Raw genomic sequence first — 17,642 nt, 5'->3', positions numbered from 1 at the left:
CGCGCGCCACGCTGTCAGACAGCACGGAGCGGCGGCGCTCAGAGGAACGCGTCCAACTGCGCCTGCCGACGGGCGACGTCGAAGTGAGGGTCGGTCGCCTCCCGCTGGAGTCGGTCGAGCGTGAGATGCACGTCGATGCCAGACCGTTCGGCGAACTCGACGCAGTCGACGATGCCGGCGCGGTTGAGCGCCAGCGAGTCGAGCATGCCGACGAGGAGCGCGACCGAAGCGCCCGCGTCACCCTCGGGGAGCACGTCCGCGAGCGGGCGCGAGTCGCCGCCGGTCGGCGCCGTCTCCGCCGGGTGAAGTCGGAGGCAACCGGCACACAACCCGACGGTCAGCGCCGCTTCGGGCGCGTGAGACTCGAGCGGTTCGGGCACTGCGAAGACGGCGATTTCACCGTCGCAGTCGGGACAGGACATAGCAGTCTCTACGCGCCGAGATGGTGAAAAACGGTCGGAGACCCGACCGAGAGAGAACTGGAGAGAGAACGGTCGCGCGCGGTCGGCCTCAGTCGGCCGCGGTCGCCGCTTCCGCTTCGGCGGCGGCTTCCTTGGCGGCGCGTTCTTCCTTCTCTTCTTCTTCCTTCTTCGCCTTGATCTTCTTCAGGCGGAAGATCTCCTCGCGTTCCTGTTCTTCGAGCTTCTGCTCGATGTACTCCTGGTTCTCGTAGAGTTCCGGCAGGAGTTTGAACTCGAGCGCGTTGACGCGGCGCTTCGTCGTCTCGATTTCCTCGAGCATCTTCCTCATCGCCGTCTCGACCTCCGCGGCGAGGATGATGGATTCGAGGAGTTCCTCGTAGGCGTCGGCGGCCTCGTCGATGCGGGCCGAGGAGCCGAGCAGCCCGTAGCCGCGCTGATCGAGGCTCTTTTTCACACGCGAGGACTCGATCTGCGGAACGACGACGCCCATGATGTTCTTGGACTGCGTCGTGATTTCGGGGTACTCCTTCAGCGCGGCGGCCGCGCCGCGGACGGCCACGTCGCCCTCCATGGCGCGGGCCATGTTGATTTTGTTCTGCGCGCGCTCGTAGTCCTGATTGAGGTTGGCCCGCACGTCCTGGGCCTGGTCGAGGATATCCATGAACTCCATGATGAGCCCGTCACGCTTCTGTTCGAGCGTGTCGTGGCCCCGCTCGGAGAGTTCGATGCGATCTTCGATCGCCATCAAGTTCTTGCGGGTCGGCTTGACGTCTTCGGCCATCGTTGGCGGGGGTTGTTCGCCTGGGGTGTTAATCTTTTACTGTCTGGCCGGCCGGACCGCCCGAACTCCGTCGTGACGGGGAGACGTCACGTCTGTGGGTCGAGACCGCGATTCAGTTCGTGGGTCGTCACGGGTGCTGATGTCGGGGTACCGAGGCCGGTAGACATCGAGCGGCTATCGAAACGCCGGATATCCCCGCTAGTACGGTTCTCCATCGAAAAACCGAGAGATGAGTTTTCGCTCCGCCGCGTGCAGGTGCTGGTGAAACGTCGCCCGCGAGACACCCATCGTCTCCGCGAGTTCGTCGCCGGTGACGGCGTGCGGCCACTCGAAATACCCGCCGAGGTAGGCGAGTTGGAGGGCCGACTGCTGGCGGTCGGTCAGGTCGTCGTTGACGCTCGCGACGAACTCGCGGCGCGCCTCCGGCGGTTCGGACCGGTTCGTCACGGATCGGAGTTCGGCGTTCGCCGCGACCGACTTGAAGTCGTCGAGGAGCGCCCGCCCCGCCACGCGGTCGGGGACGACGACCGTAAGCCGACAGCCGAGGCGGTCTACTTCGAGGTCGACGAGTCGCCCGCCCGCGTCGGCGACGAGGTGGACGAGCGACCCGTCGGCGAAGGTGAGTTCGTAGAGTTCGGCGTCGTCACCGCGAGGGAGGACGTCGACGCTCCGAAGGCCGTCGAGCGCGGTGTCGACCTCGTCGAACTCCGTCGCGGGGTCCGTCGAGACGAACAGACTCACGGTCCCGTCGTCGTGTTGGGCCGAACCGCGGTACGAGAGTTTGCAGTCCCCCGCGGCGGCGAGTCGGACCAGCGGTTGCGTCTCGTCGCGCACCTCGATTTCGAGTTCGAGCCGCTCGTCGGACAGCAGGGACCGCCGGCTCTCGAAAGCGTCGATGGCCGCGCCGACCGCCCGACCGAGCGTCCCGAAGACCACCCGAACCTGGTCGTCGAGTTCCGCGGCGTCGGTGTAGACGGTCAAGACGCCGTAGAGCGTCCCGCGGTGGGCCAACGGAACCGCGATGACCGAGTCGAACGGGACGAGCGTCTCCGCGGAGACGCTCCCGTCACCGACAGTCGCCGACTGGACGGTCCGCGTCTCCGCGGCGCGAGCGGTGGGGTCGTCGGGGTTGGACCGGTCGATTTCGAGGCCGTCGAGGAATTCGGTGTCGGCTCCGGCCCGCTCGTTCGGGACGATGACCGCCGGTGCGAGGTCGCAGTGGCCGACCCACGCGCAGGTGAACGACCCGGCGGCGGTGACTCGGTCGCAGACGGCGGCTTCGAGTTCCTGTCTGCTCTCCGCGCGGACGAGCGCGCTCGTCACGTCCGCCAACAAGCCCTCGATGTGCTCGACGAGCGTCTGGAGACGCTCGCGCTCTTCGTCGACTCTCTCGGCGTACCGCTCGGCGGCCGTCTCCGCGCGCACGCGCTCCGTGATGTCGGTCTGGAAGCCGACGTAGTGGGTCACCTCGCCATCCGGCCCGCTCAACGGCGCGACGTCGACCCGGTTCCAGAACGTCTCGCCGTTCGCGCGGTAGTTCAGCAGTTCGACCGACGCCGACTCTTCGGCCTCGATGGCGCGGCGGAGTTCGGCGACCCGCTCGGGGTCGGTGTTCGGTCCCTGAAGGTATCGGCAGTTCCGCCCCAGCGCCGCGTCGGCCGAGTAGCCGGTCATCGCCTCAAACGCCTCGTTGACGTAGACGAGCGGTCGGTCGGGAAGCGAGCAGTCGGCGACGGTGATGCCGACCGGTGCCTCGTCTATCGCCTGTTCCTTCAGGTCCTCGGTTATCTTGCTCGCGGCCGTCGCGCCGCGGCGACGCCACGCGACGACGCTTTCGACCCGTTCGGGAAGCCGCTCGAAGAGGTTCGAGTCGACGACCGGTACCACGTCGGCCGCGCCGGCGTCGCGGGCGGCCGCCGCCGAGAGGTCGCCGTCGGTCGGGACGACGACGACCAGCGGGACCGCGAGCGCGCCGTGGACCGCTTCAACGTCCGCGAGTCGGTCGGTCGCAAGCACGACGCAGTCGACCCGTTCGTCCTCGGCGCGCCGGCCCACCGCATCGACGGACGCGGCGAGCGACACCGAAAGCGGCGAGAGCGCGTCTAAGAGTCGCCCCCGGTCGATGGCGGAGCCGACGACCGCGAGGACGTGCGCGCGAGACGAAGTGGCGTCCATACGGGGGTGTGGTCGCCGAGCCATAAGGAAGTTCTCGCGGCGGGCGTGCGGTCGCACGGCTCGGGGCGCGAATAGAAGAGGAGAATCGAACCGAGGGACGAACGCGGCGTTCGTCGCGGTCTAGGCTTCCGCTTCGACCGACTCGGCGTCTTCGTGGTAGTAGTCCTCGATGAGCTCCTCGTCGATACGGTTGAGCTCGGACTTCGGGAGCATCGACAGGAGGTCCCAGCCGATGTCGAGGGTTTCCTCGATGGACCGGTCCGTGTCGAAGCCCTGGTTGACGAACTCGGCTTCGAAGCGCTCGGCGAAGTCGAGGTACTTGTTGTCGCGCTCGGACAGCGCCTCGCGACCGACGATGTTCACGAGGTCGCGCAGGTCTTCACCCTCCGCGTACGCCGCGTACATCTGGTCGGACACGTCGGCGTGGTCCTCGCGGGTGAGGCCCTCACCGATACCGTCGTCCATGAGACGCGACAGGGACGGAAGCGGGTTGATCGGCGGGCGGATGCCCTGCGAGTTGAGGTCGCGGTCGATGTAGATCTGACCCTCGGTGATGTAGCCGGTCAGGTCCGGAATCGGGTGCGTGTCGTCGTCACCCGGCATCGTGAGGATGGGAATCTGCGTGACAGAGCCGTCGCGACCCTGGATGCGACCTGCACGCTCGTAGAGCTGTGCAAGGTCGGTGTACATGTAACCCGGGTAGCCACGGCGACCGGGGACCTCTTCGCGAGCCGCACCGATCTCGCGGAGCGCCTCGCAGTAGTTGGTCATGTCGGTCAGGATGACGAGGACGTGGTAGTCCTTGTCGAACGCGAGGTACTCGGCGGTCGTCAGCGCGAGACGCGGCGTGACCGTCCGCTCGACTGCGGGGTCGTCCGCGAGGTTCGTGAAGACGACGGAGCGCTCGAGTGCGCCCGTGCGCTCGAAGTCCTCCATGAACTCGTTCGCCTCTTCCTGCGTGATACCCATCGCGCCGAAGACCACTGCGAACTCGGACTCTTCGCCGCTTTCTTCGTCCTCGGGCACCGTCGCCTGACGGGCGATCTGGAGCGCGAGGTTGTTGTGGGGAAGCCCCGACGCGGAGAAGATCGGGAGCTTCTGACCGCGGACGAGGGTGTTCATGCCGTCGATGGCGGAGACGCCGGTCTGGATGAACTCCTCGGGGTACTCGCGGGAGTAGGGGTTGATTGCCGCGCCGACGATGTCCCGACGCTCGTCGGGAACGATTTCGGGGCCACCGTCGATTGGCTGGCCGGACCCGTCGAGCACGCGCCCGAGGAGGTCCTCGGTCACGGGCATCTTGAGGGTCTCGCCGAGGAACCTGACGGACGCGTTCCTGTCGATACCGCTCGTGCCTTCGAACACCTGAATCGCGACGAGGCCCTCGGAGGATTCGAGAACCTGTCCGCGCTTGGTTTCGCCTTGGGGCGTCTCGATTTCGACGATTTCGTCGTAACCGATCGGCTCGTCGACCTCGGCGAACACCAGCGGGCCGCTGATTTCGGTGATAGTCTGGTATTCCTTCATGGTCTCAGTACAGCTCGCGGAGCTGCTCGGTGATTTCTGCTTTGAGGTCCTCGATGTACGCCTCCCAGTCTTCCTGCACACCGATGCGGTTCAGCCGGGGAGCCGCCTCGATGGCCTGAATCTCTTCGACGGGGACGCCGGCTTCGAGCGCCTTGAACGCCTCGTCGTTGAACGCGTGGATGGCGGTGAGGATACCGTACGTCTTCTCGGGGGAACAGTACGTGTCCGTCGGGTGGAACGCGTTCTGCTGGAGGTACGCCTCGCGGAGGTAGCGAGCGATTTCGAGGGTCAGCTGCTGGTCCTCCGGCAGGGCGTCCTTACCGACGAGCTGAACGATTTCCTGCAGTTCGTTCTCCTCGTCGAGTACGTCGACGGCCCACTGGCGCTCTTCGGCCCAGTCGTCCTCGACGTTCTCGACGAACCACGGGTCGAGCTGCTCTTGGTAGAGCGAGTACGACTCGTTCCAGTTAATCGCCGGGAAGTGACGGCGCTCTGCGAGGTCCGCGTCGAGCGCCCAGAACGTCTTCACGATACGCAGGGTGTTCTGCGTGACCGGCTCGGAGAAGTCGCCGCCCGGCGGCGAAACCGCGCCGATGACGGAGACGGAACCTTCCTCGCCGTTGACGGTCGTGAAGTAGCCGGCGCGCTCGTAGAACTCGGAGAGACGCGCGGCGAGGTACGCGGGGTACCCCTCTTCGCCGGGCATCTCCTCGAGACGCGAGGAGATCTCGCGCATGGCCTCGGCCCACCGGGAGGTGGAGTCGGCCATCAGCGCGACGTCGTATCCCATGTCGCGGTAGTACTCCGCGATGGTGATGCCGGTGTAGATACAGGACTCGCGGGCCGCCACGGGCATGTTGGACGTGTTCGCGATGAGGCACGTCCGAGCCATGAGCGGGTTGCCGGTCTTCGGGTCGTCGAGTTCCGGGAAGTCCTCGATAACCTCGGTCATCTCGTTACCGCGCTCGCCGCAGCCGACATAGACGACGATGTCCGCGTCGGCCCACTTGGCGAGCTGGTGCTGGGTGACCGTCTTCCCGGACCCGAACGGACCCGGAATCGCGGCCGTTCCGCCCTTCGCGATGGGGAACAGGCCGTCGAGGATGCGCTGCCCCGAGACGAGCGGTTCGCGCGGGGTCTTCTTCTCCGCGGCGGGACGCGCCTGACGCACCGGCCACTCCTGGTGCATCGTAATCTCTTCGCCGTTGTCGAGTTCGGCGACCGTCTCGGTGACGGAGAACTCGCCTTCCTCGATGGCGACGACTTCGCCGCCCTCGAAGTCCGGCGGGACCATGACCTTGTGTTCGATGGTCACGGTCTCGGGGACCGTCCCCACGACGTCGCCGGAGGCGACCTCGTCGCCCTCGGAGACGGTGGGTTCGAACTCCCACTTCTTTTCGAGGTCGATACCCGGCGCGTCGACACCGCGGTCGAGGAACGCCGAGTTCATCTTCGACTCCAGCACGTCCAGAGGACGCTGCACGCCGTCGTAGATGGCGTCCATCATCCCCGGACCGAGGTCGACGGTCAGCGGTTCGCCCGTACTCTCGACGGGTTCGCTGGGACCGACACCGGAGGTCTCTTCGTACACCTGAATAGTCGTGAGGTCGCCCTCGATTTCGATGACCTCGCCCATTAGGCCTTCGTCGCCGACGTAGACGACGTCGTTCATGCGGGCGTCGAGGCCACGGGCGGTCACGACCGGACCACTCACGCTTGCGATGACACCGTCCTCGCGAACGGAATCTTGTGTTGCCTGACTCATGTTTGGTTATTCGTCCATCAGATCGATACCGATTGCTCTCTTGATCTGGTCACGGAGGCCGCTCGCGCCGCCGGAACCGCCGAGCGTCACGAGCGTCGGCTCGATGCTGCGCTCGACCGACTGCCGGGCGTTACGCGAGAGGTGGTCGAGGTCGTCTTCGTGCATCACGATGATGCCGACGTCCTCGTCCTCCAGCGTTCGCGTCACGGCTTCGTCGAGTTCGTCGTCCTTCGCTTCGTCCGGGACGTTCTCGAACTTGCGGACGCCCGCAAGCCGAAAGCCCGTGGTGAAGTCCGGACTGCCGATAACTGCGATTTCCTGGCTCATAGGATGACCAGCTCCTCTTCTATTGCATCGGGGTCCAGCCCGGCCTCGCGGCCGCGGGCGATGGCCCGGATGTTGTCGACCTCGCGCTCCTTGGCGAGGATGTACGAGACGATTGGCGTGACAGAAAGCGGGAACACGTAACCGAGCGTGTCCGCGTACTCCAAGAGCGCCGCGTCGAGGGCGCGCTCGAAGCCGATGAGGCTGTCGGCCTCCTCGAGGTCCGAAAGGGCCGTCGAGAGGCGGTCGCCGTACCGGCTGTCACGAATCTTCGACACCAGCTCGTCCGGGCTGGTCGCCAGCGACGCGAGCTCCGACGCGCGGAACAGCGTGCCGCCCTCGATGAAGTAGTCGACGGGGTCGAGGTCGGCACCGCTGCGAGCGATGCGGAGCGCGTTGCGGGCGTTTCGGAAGTCGATTTCGGCTTCGAGGAACTCGCGGTACTTCTTCGCCTCTTCGCCGACGACCAGACCCTCGAGCAGCTGCTCGTAGAAGGCGCGGTCGACCGCGTTCTCCAGGGGGACGAGGACGCCGACTTCCTCGAACTCCTCGTAGGCGGCCGCGAGGCCGTCTCCGAAGATAGTGCCGGAGAGGAGGTTGACGATCTCCTCTATCTCGTCTGCGTCGAGCAGTCGCGAGAGGAGGCGGTCGTCGAACTCGCCGGCGCGAATGAGGTCGGATTCGACCTCGTCGCGGGACGCGCCGGAGTAGATGCCGCGGATGATCGTCTTCACGTTCCACGCGTCGAACTTACGGAGGTACCGCGCGATGAGGTCGTAGAGGCGGCCGTCTGCCCAGTCGAGGATATCGTTGAACTGCTTCGCCAGATTCTGGTTCAGCGCGTACTCGATGAGGTCGACGCCCGAAAAACGGCTGCCGAGCGCGTTGACCTCGGTTTCGTACTCCGATTCCTCCATGAACCGAGCGATTTCGGCCGGCCCCATGCGGACCAGTTTGCGGTACTCCTCGTCGCCGAACAGGGCACTACGTCGCGCTCGAACGCGAGCGATGACGTATTCGGGATTCGAGCCGCCTGTAGTGCTCATTGGTCGTCGAACAGTCGCGCACTCACTTCCTTCAGATTGTCCTCCCAGACTGTGTCGAGGACCGAGTCGAAGGTGTTGTTCACCCGGACGCGCGAGTTCGAGCCCTCGACCACGACGCCACCGAGGCAGTCGCGCTCGCCGGCGAACTCGTAGCCGTCGTAGTCTTCGAGGATGCTCGAAAGCAGGTCCTCGTCGTCGGCGCGGCCGTAGACGGAGACTTCGTCTTCGTCTTCGAACTCGACCGACGCCGCGTCGAGCAGCGAGCGGGTGAGCTCTTCGCGACGGTCGCCTTCCAGCTCGGCGAGCTCGCTTTCGACCTGCTCGCGGACGCGCTGGAGCACGTCACGACGGGCGCTGAGTCGAGCCTGCTTGGCTTCGAGCTTCGCGCTGGAGAGCGCCTGTTCGCGCTCCCGTTCGAGTTGTTGCTCGACGTCCGCCTTCCGCGATTCGAGGAGTTCTTCGGCGTCGGCCTCGGCCTCGGCGACGATTTCGTCTGCCTGTTCCTGGCCGTCCTGCCTGATGTCCTCTGCGCGTGCGCGGGCTTCGTCTCGGATGTCCTCAACGACGTTGTCCAAACTCATAATGGGAAAGAGAGGGGGTGCTTAGGCCGCGAAGACAACGACCAGTGCGAGGATAACGAGGGTCTCGGGGAGAACCGTAAGGACCAGCCCGTTAACGAAGAGGTCCTCGTTTTCCGCGATGGCGCCCATCGCAGCGGAACCGATGCCACGCTCCGCATAGCCCGCGGCGAAGGCGGCGATACCGACGGAAAGGGCCGCCGCAGCGTCGGCGGTGATAGCGGGCGAGGAAGCGGTTTCATTCTGCAGTGCAGTCATGAGGGGTTCAATTGCTTCAATCATTGTGTGTTCCTGAGTACCGGATTGTCGTCTCCGAACGTCTGCATGTGGCGTCAGCCGTATCATAAAGGTTCCCAAAACGTCTGGAGCGGTCTGTCTACGACGGCGGAATCGTCGTCATTGCAAAAGCAGTCGCTCCCAGCGGACAAAACTCAAAAAAGAATCGTCGGTGAGAGTTAGTCTTCGGTCGTGAACTCGCGGTCGTACCCGAACGGGTTGTACTCGCGGCCGCCGCCCTCGAAGAATTTGTTGAAGAACTCGACGTACTCGAGACGCACGGCCTGCAGGCCGGCGCTCGTGACGCCGAGCGCGAGGACGACCAGGTGACCGACGACGAGGACGAGCAGTCCGCCCACGACGCCCGCGGCACCCGTGTGGAAGATGCCGCCGAACAGGACTTCGGTCACTTCGTAGCCGTGGTAACTCAGCGTTTCACCCGCGCCGAGCGCCGACACGGCGGCGGCGTCGGGCATCCCGCCGAGGCCGAAGTGCCAGCCGCCGTGGTCGTCGACGTACACGCCGAAGACGAGCAGGTTGACGGCGAACGCCATCGACGCCTTCGCGATGAGGACCGCGCCGAGACGCGTGTACGACAGGACGTTCGAAAGCGGGGCGGCGAACTCGACGAGTTCGGCCAGTTCGGCCATCCCGAGCAGCACCGCGCCGAGGATGTACATCCCGAAGCCGGCCCAGCCGACGATGAACGAGAAGCCGGAGAAGCCGAGCGGAATGAGCCCGTCAGCCGCGAACGTGGTGAACAGGAACTCCGGCGGCACGCCACCGAGCGCGTCGCTGAAGATCCAGATCCACAGGCCGTTCAGCATGAGGATCCACGAACCGCTTTCGAGGACTGCGTCCTTCGCGCCGTGGAGTTCGTAGTTCTCGAAGAAGTCGAGGATGTACCCCACGTTGACGTGGAAGATACCGACGGCGACGCTCACGGTGAGCCAACCGAGGGCCCACTCAGAGGTGGCCGGCGATAGTCCCTTCTCGATGGGCGGGTGCGACATCCCGAGCACGCCTTCCCAGAAGTACTCGGTGATGAGGTGGAAGCCGAATATCTCGCCGTAGAGGATGCCGAACAACGTCGTGAACAGCCCCGCGGCGATGGTGACGCCACCCATGCTCTTAATCGCGCCGTCATCGAACTTCGAGTAGAGGAAGAAGCCGATGGCGGTGTAGATGACACCGTACCCGAGGTCACCGATCATGAACCCGAAGAACGTCGGGAACGTCAGGAACAGGATGATGGTCGGGTCGAACTCGTAGTAGCTCGGGCGATTGACCGCCTGAACGAGGATTTCGAACGGCTTGACTGCGCCGCTGTTCTTCTGGACGACCGGCGGGTCGTCGCTGGACATCGAGACGGTCCCGCCGTCGGTGGCGGCGACCGTGCCACCACTCTCGGCGACATCCTCGCGCGCGTGGTCGTGCCCGTCACGCGAGAACTCGGCGCGTTCGAGCTCCTCGACGGCGACGTGCTCGCCGATCTCGTCTTTGAGCGTGCTCGCGAACGTGTTGTAGCGCTCGGTCGGAATCCAGCCCTCGGCGACGAAGGCGTTCTCCGTCGTCGCGAACGAAAGCGGCGCTTCCGTCTTCTGGACGTCGATTGCGAGGCGCTCTTCGGCGGCGAGGAGGAACTCTCCCTCCTCGACGGCGATGTCGTGAAGCTCGGACTCGACGGTTTCGAGCTTCGACTCGATTTCGCGCTTCTGCTGTTCGAGATTGCGGATGTGCTCTTCGGGGCTTCCCGAGGCATCCGGGACTTCGAGCGTGGCGAACTCGACGCCGACGAGCGCGTCGGCGAGCGCCATCTCGTCGGCACCGTCGACCGCGCGGCCGAAGATGGCGTGCGTTCGCTCGCCCGAGAAGATCTCGTACGCGTTGATGTCGTCGGCGTCGACGACGGCGCGCTCGACGGGTTCGACCTTCCCCTGTCCGACGACGACCTGCAGCGTCTCGTACCCCGAAAGCAGGTCGAGGTCGAGCCCGAGGTCGACGAACGGCTCCATCGCGTCGATTTCTTCGTCCACCGCGCGGAGCTCGTTTTCGAGCTCTGAGCGGCGGTCGTCCAGTTCGTTGACCTCGGCTCGAATCTCTTCGAGGGGCTCGCCGAGCGCGTCGTCGGGGACGATGCGCTGCCGGCCGGTGTCGGTGTCTTCGACCCCGAGGATGCTCTTGAGCGAGCGGACGGTGACGAGCTTGTCGGACGCGCTCTCGGCGCCTTCGATGGGCGACCCCGTCTCGAATCCGAACTCCTCCTGCCACGAGCCGTCGTATTCGGTGACGTGCAGCAGTCGGAGGTCGTGGACAGCCTCGATGACCTCGGGCATGACGCCCTTGGAACCGGTCACCGAGACCTTGCTCATCTGCTCAGGTCTGAGCATCAACCGCCTCCTCGAATTGGCCGATGGCGAATTCGACCGCGTCGTCGATGTGGTCTTCCGCCTCGGCAACCAGTTCGTCGCGGGCGTCCTCGCCTTCTTCGAGGATGCGTTCCCGCTCCGACTCTATGTCCGCGCGTCCCTCCTGTAGACGCTCGGATTCGAGCTCTGCGGCCTCTTCTTCGGCCTCGGAGCGAATCTCATCGGCTTCGCGACGCGCCTCCGCGACGAGCTCCTCACGTTTGGCCTCGGCCTCTTCAACGATGTCGTCGGCCTCCTGCTCGGCCGTTTTGATTCGTTCGAGAACCTCTTGTCTCGGCATACTCGTATCACAGGAACGTTGCACAAGCGCTGTATAAGGTGTTTGCGGAAAGTCTGTGACAGACGCTCGGGGAACGCGGCGATTTACCCCCCGAGAACGCCGACCGGCGCGGCGAATCCGCACCGTTATCATCGGTGAGTCCTAATCCCTGCGCGATGGGAGTCCTCGAAAACAAAGCGCGGGCCCGCCTGTTCTACAAGTACCTCTCGAAGGTGTACGACCGGGTGAACCCGTTCATCTGGAACGAGGAGATGCGCGACGAGGCGCTGGAGATGCTCGACATCCAGCAGGGCGACCGCGTCCTCGACGTGGGCTGTGGCACCGGCTTCGGAACCGAGGGACTGCTCCGCTACACCGACGACGTCCACGGCCTCGACCAGAGTATCCACCAGATGCAGAAGGCGTGGGAGAAGTTCGGCAAGAACGACGAGGTCAGGTTCTATCGCGGGGACGCAGAGCGGCTCCCCTTCGCCGACGACTCCTTCGACGTCATCTGGTCGTCCGGCTCCATCGAGTACTGGCCGAACCCGGTCACCGCGCTCGAGGAGTTCCGACGCGTGGTGAAGCCGGGGAGCAAAGTCCTCGTCGTCGGTCCCGACGACCCGAAATCCGGCGTCTTCCAGAAGTTGGCGGACGCCATCATGCTGTTCTACGACGAGGAGGAGGCCGACCGAATGTTCGAGGCCGCGGGCTTCGTCGACATCGAACACCACATCCTCCAGCGCCAGCCCGGCAGTCCGCGGGCCATCGTGACCATCGCGCGCGCACCAGAGGAATAAACCGCGACCGCCGCGTTCGACTCGGACGCTCGTTTTCGTCACCGCCGACTCACGACGCGCTCGCTTCGAGCGCCGCGACCGGCGTCTCTCCGTCGAAGACGCGGACGGTTACCGTCGCGCCAGGTTCGATGTCCGGGTCGTTCGTCCCCGCGAGTTCGAGCGTCGCCGTCTCGCCCGCGGTCCACCGGGAGTCGGCCGCGGCGTTGAACGGACCGGTCGGTCCGGGACGGAACCCGCTGGCCGAGAAGAACGGCACGGGCGGTTGGTGGGCGAGCGGCTCTCCGCCCACGGAGATGCGAATCGCGAGTGACTTCACGTCGAGTGGCGCGCCACCCTCGTGGGTCAGCGACAGCGTGTCGCCCGAGACCGCGAGCGACAGCGCTGTCGGTCGGGTCGGTGTCGGCGAGGACTCGGCCGCGTCGAACGCCACCGCGCCGACGGCGGCCGCGACGACGACCACGAGACCGATGAGGAGCACGCTCCCGAGGAGCACGGACGAGCCGCGAGTCGAGCGGCGGAACTGACGAGACATCGAGACGGGGTGGCCCCGTCATGGGATAAGAAGCTCCGGTCAGATGACCGCCGGCGGACCGGGCGGTGCGCCCTCCGAACCGACCGACGCGGAACTCGTCGACTCGGTCGGCGTCGAGGTGATCATCGCGGCGCTGTCGTTCGCCTCCGCGGTCGTGTTCATGACGAGGTCGGGCATCGGCGTCGGTGAAGTGGTGAGCACGACCGCCGAGTTGCCCTTAATCACCGTAATGGTGTAGGGGGACGACGGCGAGACGGTCCAGAGCGTCCCGTCGGTGCCGGTGTGGCCGAGAAGCGTGCTCTCTTGGCTGGCTTCGAGTCCGATGGTGACGTTCGCGTCTACCGGGTCGTCGCTCCCGCTTTCGTTCAGCTGGATTCGGAGCGGCCCCCCGGGGTAGGTCCGGTCGACAGTGAGCGCGAGGCCGTCTTTGACCTCGGTCGCGACGGCCCCGGTCGCAATCGAACCGAGTGGGCGGGTCTGCGACTCCTTGAACACCCGCCCGCTCCCGGCGTCAACGTAGGCAGTCAACTGGCCGCGGTCGTAGTTGATTCGCACGCGGTGGCTGTCACCGGCGCTGATGACGTTGGTCCCGTTCTGCGCGGCGCGGCTCGAGTAGATGGTGGGGTAGCTCTCCGCGACGATGTCGAGCGCCTCCTCGTAGGAGACCGTGCTCTGGTCGCGGTTGCGAAGCCCGGCACGGTAGGCCTCGCGGACGTACTCTCCGTCGGCTACGACGCCGAGGACGACGCCCGTCTCGCTCGTTCGGACAGAGAACCGCGCGGTATCGGACTCCCCGGTCATGACCAAGACGGCGTACTTTCGGACGGGACCGGTGAACGTGTCGAGTTCGCGTTCGAGCGCCGCGAGCCGGCCGGAGTTGATAGAGAAGTCCGACGTCTCGGTGGCGAGTTCCCGGAGGGCGACGCGTCGCTCGTTGAGGCCGCGGGCCTCGGCGTCGATTCGCGCGAGTTCGACGAGGAGTTCGCGCGCGGTAAGCTCCCCCGCGTTGAACCGTTCGATTGCGGAGCGCTGTGCGCTTTGCAGCGCAATCGCGCGCTGCTCGATGCTGTTTATCTCGTCGAGAATGAGCTGTTGGCGGGTGCTGTCGTCACCCGCGGACTCGATACGCTCGATCGACGCGCGCGATTGAACCTCGCCGCTGGTATCGAGGCCGGCGAAGCCGAGGGACGGGCCGAGGTCGACATGGGCGGGCTCGACGGTCGCTCGAACCAGTTGCGACGACGGGATATCGAGGACGTGAATCGTCTCGTTGGACGGCGACTGGACCTGTGCGGGGGCCGGCTCGTCGAGAGCCGTCGCTTGGGCCGAGCCGTCCGCGGGACCGACCGCGCCGAGAACCGGCGACGCCACCAAGAGCATGACGACGACGAGCGGGAGGGCCTTCATCGCCGTGAGGGTACACGGTGCCGGTACTAAAATGACCCTCTTGGCGGCGTCGGCACGGCGAAGCCTCGAGAGCGCACGTCGGCGACGTATGACGCTGTTGAGTCGATGGAAAGCGTTTTCATCGCCGGATGAAACGGATTTACGTATGCGGAGCGCCGCCCTCATCGTTGCCCTCCTCACCATCGTCTCCGGCGTCGCAGTCCCGGCGGCGGCCACAGATATGACTGCGCTTGGCGCTCACGGCGTTGACGCGGCAGTCGACGATTCCGGAGTCGACGTTTTCGGTTCCGACTCTCGCTCGCAAGCGCCCACCGCCCTCGGCCGCGCACCGCTCGTCACCCAGCAGACGAGTCTCGAACGGTCGCCGCGGACGGAGATATCGATTCGAGTTCGCGACGACCGCTCGGCGGACTGGCGCATCGAGATGCGCTACGAGCTCGAGACGCGAAACGAGACCGCGGCGTTCGAAGAGTTCGCACAGGAGTACGAGCAGGGAACCACCGATGTCGGCCCCGACGCCGCCTTCTTTCAGCGTGTCAGCCAGACGGCCGCCGAGCAGACCGGTCGGTCGATGACCGTCCAGAACGCGACGACGACGGGGTACGTCGAAAACGGGACCGGCGTCCTCGTGTTGAGGTTCACCTGGACGAACTTCGCGGAACAGACCGACGAAGGGCTGCGCGTCGGTGACGCCTTCTCGGCCGGTGGCGGCGAGACGTGGGTCACCTCGCTGCAGTCGAACCAGAACCTCACGATTCAGACGCCCCCGGGCTACGCCGTCAGTGACACAGACATCCCGCTGGAGAACAACGCCGTCGTCGCCGAGGGGCCGCGGACGTTCGAGTCGACCGAGCAACTAAGCGTGAGTTACGTTTCCACAGGGTCTGACGGAGCCATTCCGTGGACGCTCGTCGGTGGCGGTGCCATCGTCTTCTTGGTGCTCGTGGCGGGAGTCGTCCTGTTCACCCGGCGGCGGCCGGGCGACGCGGCCACGGCCAAACCGTCGGCATCGACGCCCACGCGGCGTCAGGAGCCGACGCCGGAGCCGGCCGACGAACTCGGCACCGACGAAGAGGTTGACAACGACGGCGAAGCAGGCGAAGCGCCCGACGATATCGACCTCGACTTACTCTCGGACGAAGAGCGGGTCGAACTCCTCTTGGAACGGAGCGGCGGGCGGATGAAGCAGGCGAACATCGTCAAGGAGACCGGCTGGTCCGACGCCAAAGTCTCGCAGCTCCTGTCGGCGATGGCCGACGAGGAGCGCGTCGAGAAACTGCGCCTCGGCCGCGAGAACCTCATCTCGCTCCCCGACGAGGACGAAGACGAGGAGTAATCGGGGGACGGCGTCGCCGACGACCGCGGTGCGAAAACGTTTATTCTCCCCGGTCGGTAGTGAACGTTGATGAAAGTTCTCGTAACCGTCAAGGAGGTCGCCGAGGTCGAAGAGGACTTCGAGCTCGACGGGCTCCGCGTGGCGGACCAGTACCTCGACTACGACCTCAACGAGTGGGACGAGTACGCGGTCGAGGAAGCCGTCCAAATCGCCGAGGAGAGCGACGACGACGTGGAGGTCGTCGCCGTCACCATCGGCCCCGAGCGGTCCGAAGAGACCATCCGCATGGCGCTCGCCAAGGGTGTCGACCGCGCGGTCCGCGTGTGGGACGACGCGCTCGACGGCGTGGACCTGCTCGACGTGGGCGCGAAGACGCGCCTGCTCTCGGCGGTCGTCGAGGAGGAAGACCCCGACCTCGTCCTGACGGGCGTGCAGGCGAACGACGACAGCTTCGGCGCGACCGGCGTCTCGCTCGCCTCGGCGATCGACTTCGAGTGGGCCGCGGTCGTGAACGCGCTCGACCTCGACGCCGACGGCGGCGTGGCGAACGTCCGCCGCGAACTCGAAGGCGGCGTGGAGGAGCTCACCGAGGTCGACCTGCCCGCGGTCCTCACCATCCAGACCGGTATCAACGAGCCCCGCTACGCGAGCCTGCGCGGGATTCGGCAGGCCCAGTCGAAGGAGATCAAGCCGCTCGCGCTCTCCGACCTCGGCCTCGACGCCGCGGCGGTCGAGTCCGACCTCGTCCTGACCGACGTGTACGAGCCGGAGACCGAGTCCGACGCGACCTACTTCGAGGGTGACGCCGGAGAGCAGGCCGCCGACCTTGCGACCGTCCTCCGCGAGAAGGGGGTGGGCGCGCAATGAGCGACGTGCTCGCCGTCGTCGAGCACCGCCGCGGAAGCCTCCGCGACGTGTCGTTCGAACTCGTGACGGCCGGCGCCGACCTCGTCGGCGACACCGGCGGCGACCTCCACCTCGCGGTCATCGGCGGCGACGTGGACGCCTTCGCCGAGGCGCTCTCGCTCGCCGGCGTGGACGCGATTCACACCGTCGCCGAGGGCGACGAATTCAACCACGACGTGTACGTGCAGGCCGTCGAGGCCCTCTCCGAGGAGCTCGACCCCACGTACGTCCTCATGGGCAACACGGTCAACGGTCTCGACTACGCCCCCGCGGTCGCAGAACGCCTCGACCTCCCGCTCGTGACCGACGCCATCGGCCTACAGAACGACGGCGGCCTCGTCGTCACCCGCGAGATGTACGCCTCGAAGGTCGAATCGACCGTCGAGGTCGACGCCGACCGCGCCGCGGTCACCGTCCGCCCCGGCGAGTGGGACGCCGCCGAGGAGCCGGGCGAACCCACCGTCGAGGCCTTCTCGTTCGACCTTGACGAGTCTCGCGTGCGCTCGCGCGTGACCGGCTTCGAGGAAGTCGGCAGCGGCGACGTGGACATCACCGACGCCGACGTACTCGTCTCCGTCGGCCGCGGCATCGAAGAAGAAGAGAACATCGAACTCGTGCAGGAACTCGCCGACGCGCTCGGCGCGACGCTCTCGTCGTCGCGGCCCATCGTCGACAACGGCTGGCTCCCGAAGGACCGACAGGTCGGCCAGTCCGGGAAGGTCGTCACGCCGAAGTTCTACATCGCAATCGGCATCTCCGGCGCCGTCCAGCACGTCGCCGGGATGAAGGGTGCCGAGAACATCGTCGCCATCAACACCGACCCCGACGCGCCCATCTTCGACATCGCCGACTACGGCATCGTCGGCGACCTCTTCGAGGTAGTTCCGGAACTCATCGAACAGTTCGAGTAAACGTCATCCGTTTTTGGTCCAGATTTTTGCGGACGCGAACCGGTGAGCGTCCGGAAAAGGCTGTCGCACGTGGTTCCGGAACTCATCGAACAGTTCGGGCAGGCGTCTCCCAATCAGGTGTTCTCCGACTACCGCCGCACCCCAGTCGCGCGGTTTCTCCAAATCCGG

Annotated in this window: 17 protein-coding genes; 4 read left to right on the top strand and 13 right to left on the bottom strand. The window is 65.9% G+C overall.

The annotated features are described in order from the left end of the window. Positions 1–38: 38 nt before the first annotated feature. From BN984_RS08030 to ahaH, 11 genes are all read right to left on the bottom strand, one after another. Positions 39–422, bottom strand: coding sequence for a DUF6276 family protein (locus BN984_RS08030; protein ID WP_008091443.1), 384 nt, complete (start codon positions 420–422; stop codon positions 39–41). An 88-nt stretch (positions 423–510) separates the two neighbouring features. Continuing rightward, positions 511–1,203 carry a V-type ATP synthase subunit D gene (locus BN984_RS08025; RefSeq protein ID WP_008091441.1) on the bottom strand — a complete coding sequence of 231 codons (693 nt, stop codon included), beginning with the start codon at positions 1,201–1,203 and terminating at the stop codon, positions 511–513. Between the two features lie 198 nt (positions 1,204–1,401). Then, entirely contained in the window at positions 1,402–3,378 is a 1,977-nt protein-coding gene (locus tag BN984_RS08020) for a bacterio-opsin activator domain-containing protein (RefSeq protein WP_049968001.1), read from the bottom strand. A 120-nt stretch (positions 3,379–3,498) separates the two neighbouring features. Continuing rightward, positions 3,499–4,905 carry an ATP synthase subunit B gene (locus BN984_RS08015; protein WP_008091439.1) on the bottom strand — a complete coding sequence of 469 codons (1,407 nt, stop codon included), beginning with the start codon at positions 4,903–4,905 and terminating at the stop codon, positions 3,499–3,501. 4 nt (positions 4,906–4,909) lie between these two features. Then, positions 4,910–6,670: an ATP synthase subunit A gene (locus tag BN984_RS08010; RefSeq protein WP_008091438.1), complete on the bottom strand. Its 1,761-nt coding sequence runs from the start codon at positions 6,668–6,670 to the stop codon at positions 4,910–4,912. Between the two features lie 6 nt (positions 6,671–6,676). Next, positions 6,677–6,997: a V-type ATP synthase subunit F gene (locus BN984_RS08005; RefSeq protein ID WP_004044608.1), complete on the bottom strand. Its 321-nt coding sequence runs from the start codon at positions 6,995–6,997 to the stop codon at positions 6,677–6,679. Continuing rightward, positions 6,994–8,040 carry a V-type ATP synthase subunit C gene (locus BN984_RS08000; protein WP_008091431.1) on the bottom strand — a complete coding sequence of 349 codons (1,047 nt, stop codon included), beginning with the start codon at positions 8,038–8,040 and terminating at the stop codon, positions 6,994–6,996. The genes BN984_RS08005 and BN984_RS08000 overlap by 4 nt, the downstream gene beginning before the upstream one ends. Next, positions 8,037–8,621, bottom strand: a complete 585-nt coding sequence (locus BN984_RS07995) for a V-type ATP synthase subunit E (protein WP_008091429.1) — start codon at positions 8,619–8,621, stop codon at positions 8,037–8,039. Before BN984_RS07995 ends, BN984_RS08000 begins: the two co-directional genes overlap by 4 nt. A 21-nt stretch (positions 8,622–8,642) precedes the next feature. Then, complete coding sequence (locus BN984_RS07990) at positions 8,643–8,900, bottom strand: ATP synthase subunit K (RefSeq protein WP_049968000.1); 258 nt, start codon at positions 8,898–8,900, stop codon at positions 8,643–8,645. Positions 8,901–9,073: 173 nt separating this feature from the next. Further along, positions 9,074–11,284 (bottom strand): V-type ATP synthase subunit I, encoded by a 2,211-nt coding sequence (locus BN984_RS07985; RefSeq protein ID WP_049913344.1) that lies wholly within the window; start codon positions 11,282–11,284, stop codon positions 9,074–9,076. Next, a complete protein-coding gene (gene ahaH, locus BN984_RS07980; RefSeq protein WP_008091423.1) occupies positions 11,271–11,603 on the bottom strand; it encodes an ATP synthase archaeal subunit H in 333 nt (110 codons plus the stop codon). The genes BN984_RS07985 and ahaH overlap by 14 nt, the downstream gene beginning before the upstream one ends. 155 nt (positions 11,604–11,758) lie before the next feature. On the opposite strand from ahaH, the gene BN984_RS07975 reads away from it, so the two are divergent. Then, positions 11,759–12,382 (top strand): methyltransferase domain-containing protein, encoded by a 624-nt coding sequence (locus BN984_RS07975; protein ID WP_004973651.1) that lies wholly within the window; start codon positions 11,759–11,761, stop codon positions 12,380–12,382. A gap of 49 nt (positions 12,383–12,431) precedes the next feature. Here BN984_RS07975 and BN984_RS07970 read toward each other — a convergent pair whose 3' ends face one another. Then, positions 12,432–12,914 carry a type IV pilin gene (locus BN984_RS07970; protein ID WP_049967999.1) on the bottom strand — a complete coding sequence of 161 codons (483 nt, stop codon included), beginning with the start codon at positions 12,912–12,914 and terminating at the stop codon, positions 12,432–12,434. Positions 12,915–12,953: 39 nt separating this feature from the next. After that, positions 12,954–14,321 (bottom strand): DUF7094 domain-containing protein, encoded by a 1,368-nt coding sequence (locus tag BN984_RS07965; protein ID WP_049913343.1) that lies wholly within the window; start codon positions 14,319–14,321, stop codon positions 12,954–12,956. Between the two features lie 145 nt (positions 14,322–14,466). Between BN984_RS07965 and BN984_RS07960 the strand changes: the two genes are divergently transcribed. The 3 genes from BN984_RS07960 (at position 14,467) to BN984_RS07950 (ending at position 17,474) form a co-directional block, all read left to right on the top strand. Continuing rightward, entirely contained in the window at positions 14,467–15,657 is a 1,191-nt protein-coding gene (locus tag BN984_RS07960) for a DUF7345 domain-containing protein (protein WP_049967998.1), read from the top strand. A gap of 69 nt (positions 15,658–15,726) precedes the next feature. After that, positions 15,727–16,524 carry an electron transfer flavoprotein subunit beta/FixA family protein gene (locus BN984_RS07955; protein WP_004973659.1) on the top strand — a complete coding sequence of 266 codons (798 nt, stop codon included), beginning with the start codon at positions 15,727–15,729 and terminating at the stop codon, positions 16,522–16,524. Then, positions 16,521–17,474, top strand: a complete 954-nt coding sequence (locus tag BN984_RS07950) for an electron transfer flavoprotein subunit alpha/FixB family protein (protein ID WP_049967997.1) — start codon at positions 16,521–16,523, stop codon at positions 17,472–17,474. The genes BN984_RS07955 and BN984_RS07950 overlap by 4 nt, the downstream gene beginning before the upstream one ends. Positions 17,475–17,642: the final 168 nt, after the last annotated feature.

This window comes from Haloferax prahovense (assembly GCF_000723845.1).
GTDB classification, from domain to species: Archaea; Halobacteriota; Halobacteria; order Halobacteriales; family Haloferacaceae; genus Haloferax; species Haloferax prahovense.
The sequence above is the reverse complement of the archived record's forward strand: the minus strand, read 5'-3'. Positions and strand labels throughout refer to the sequence as shown.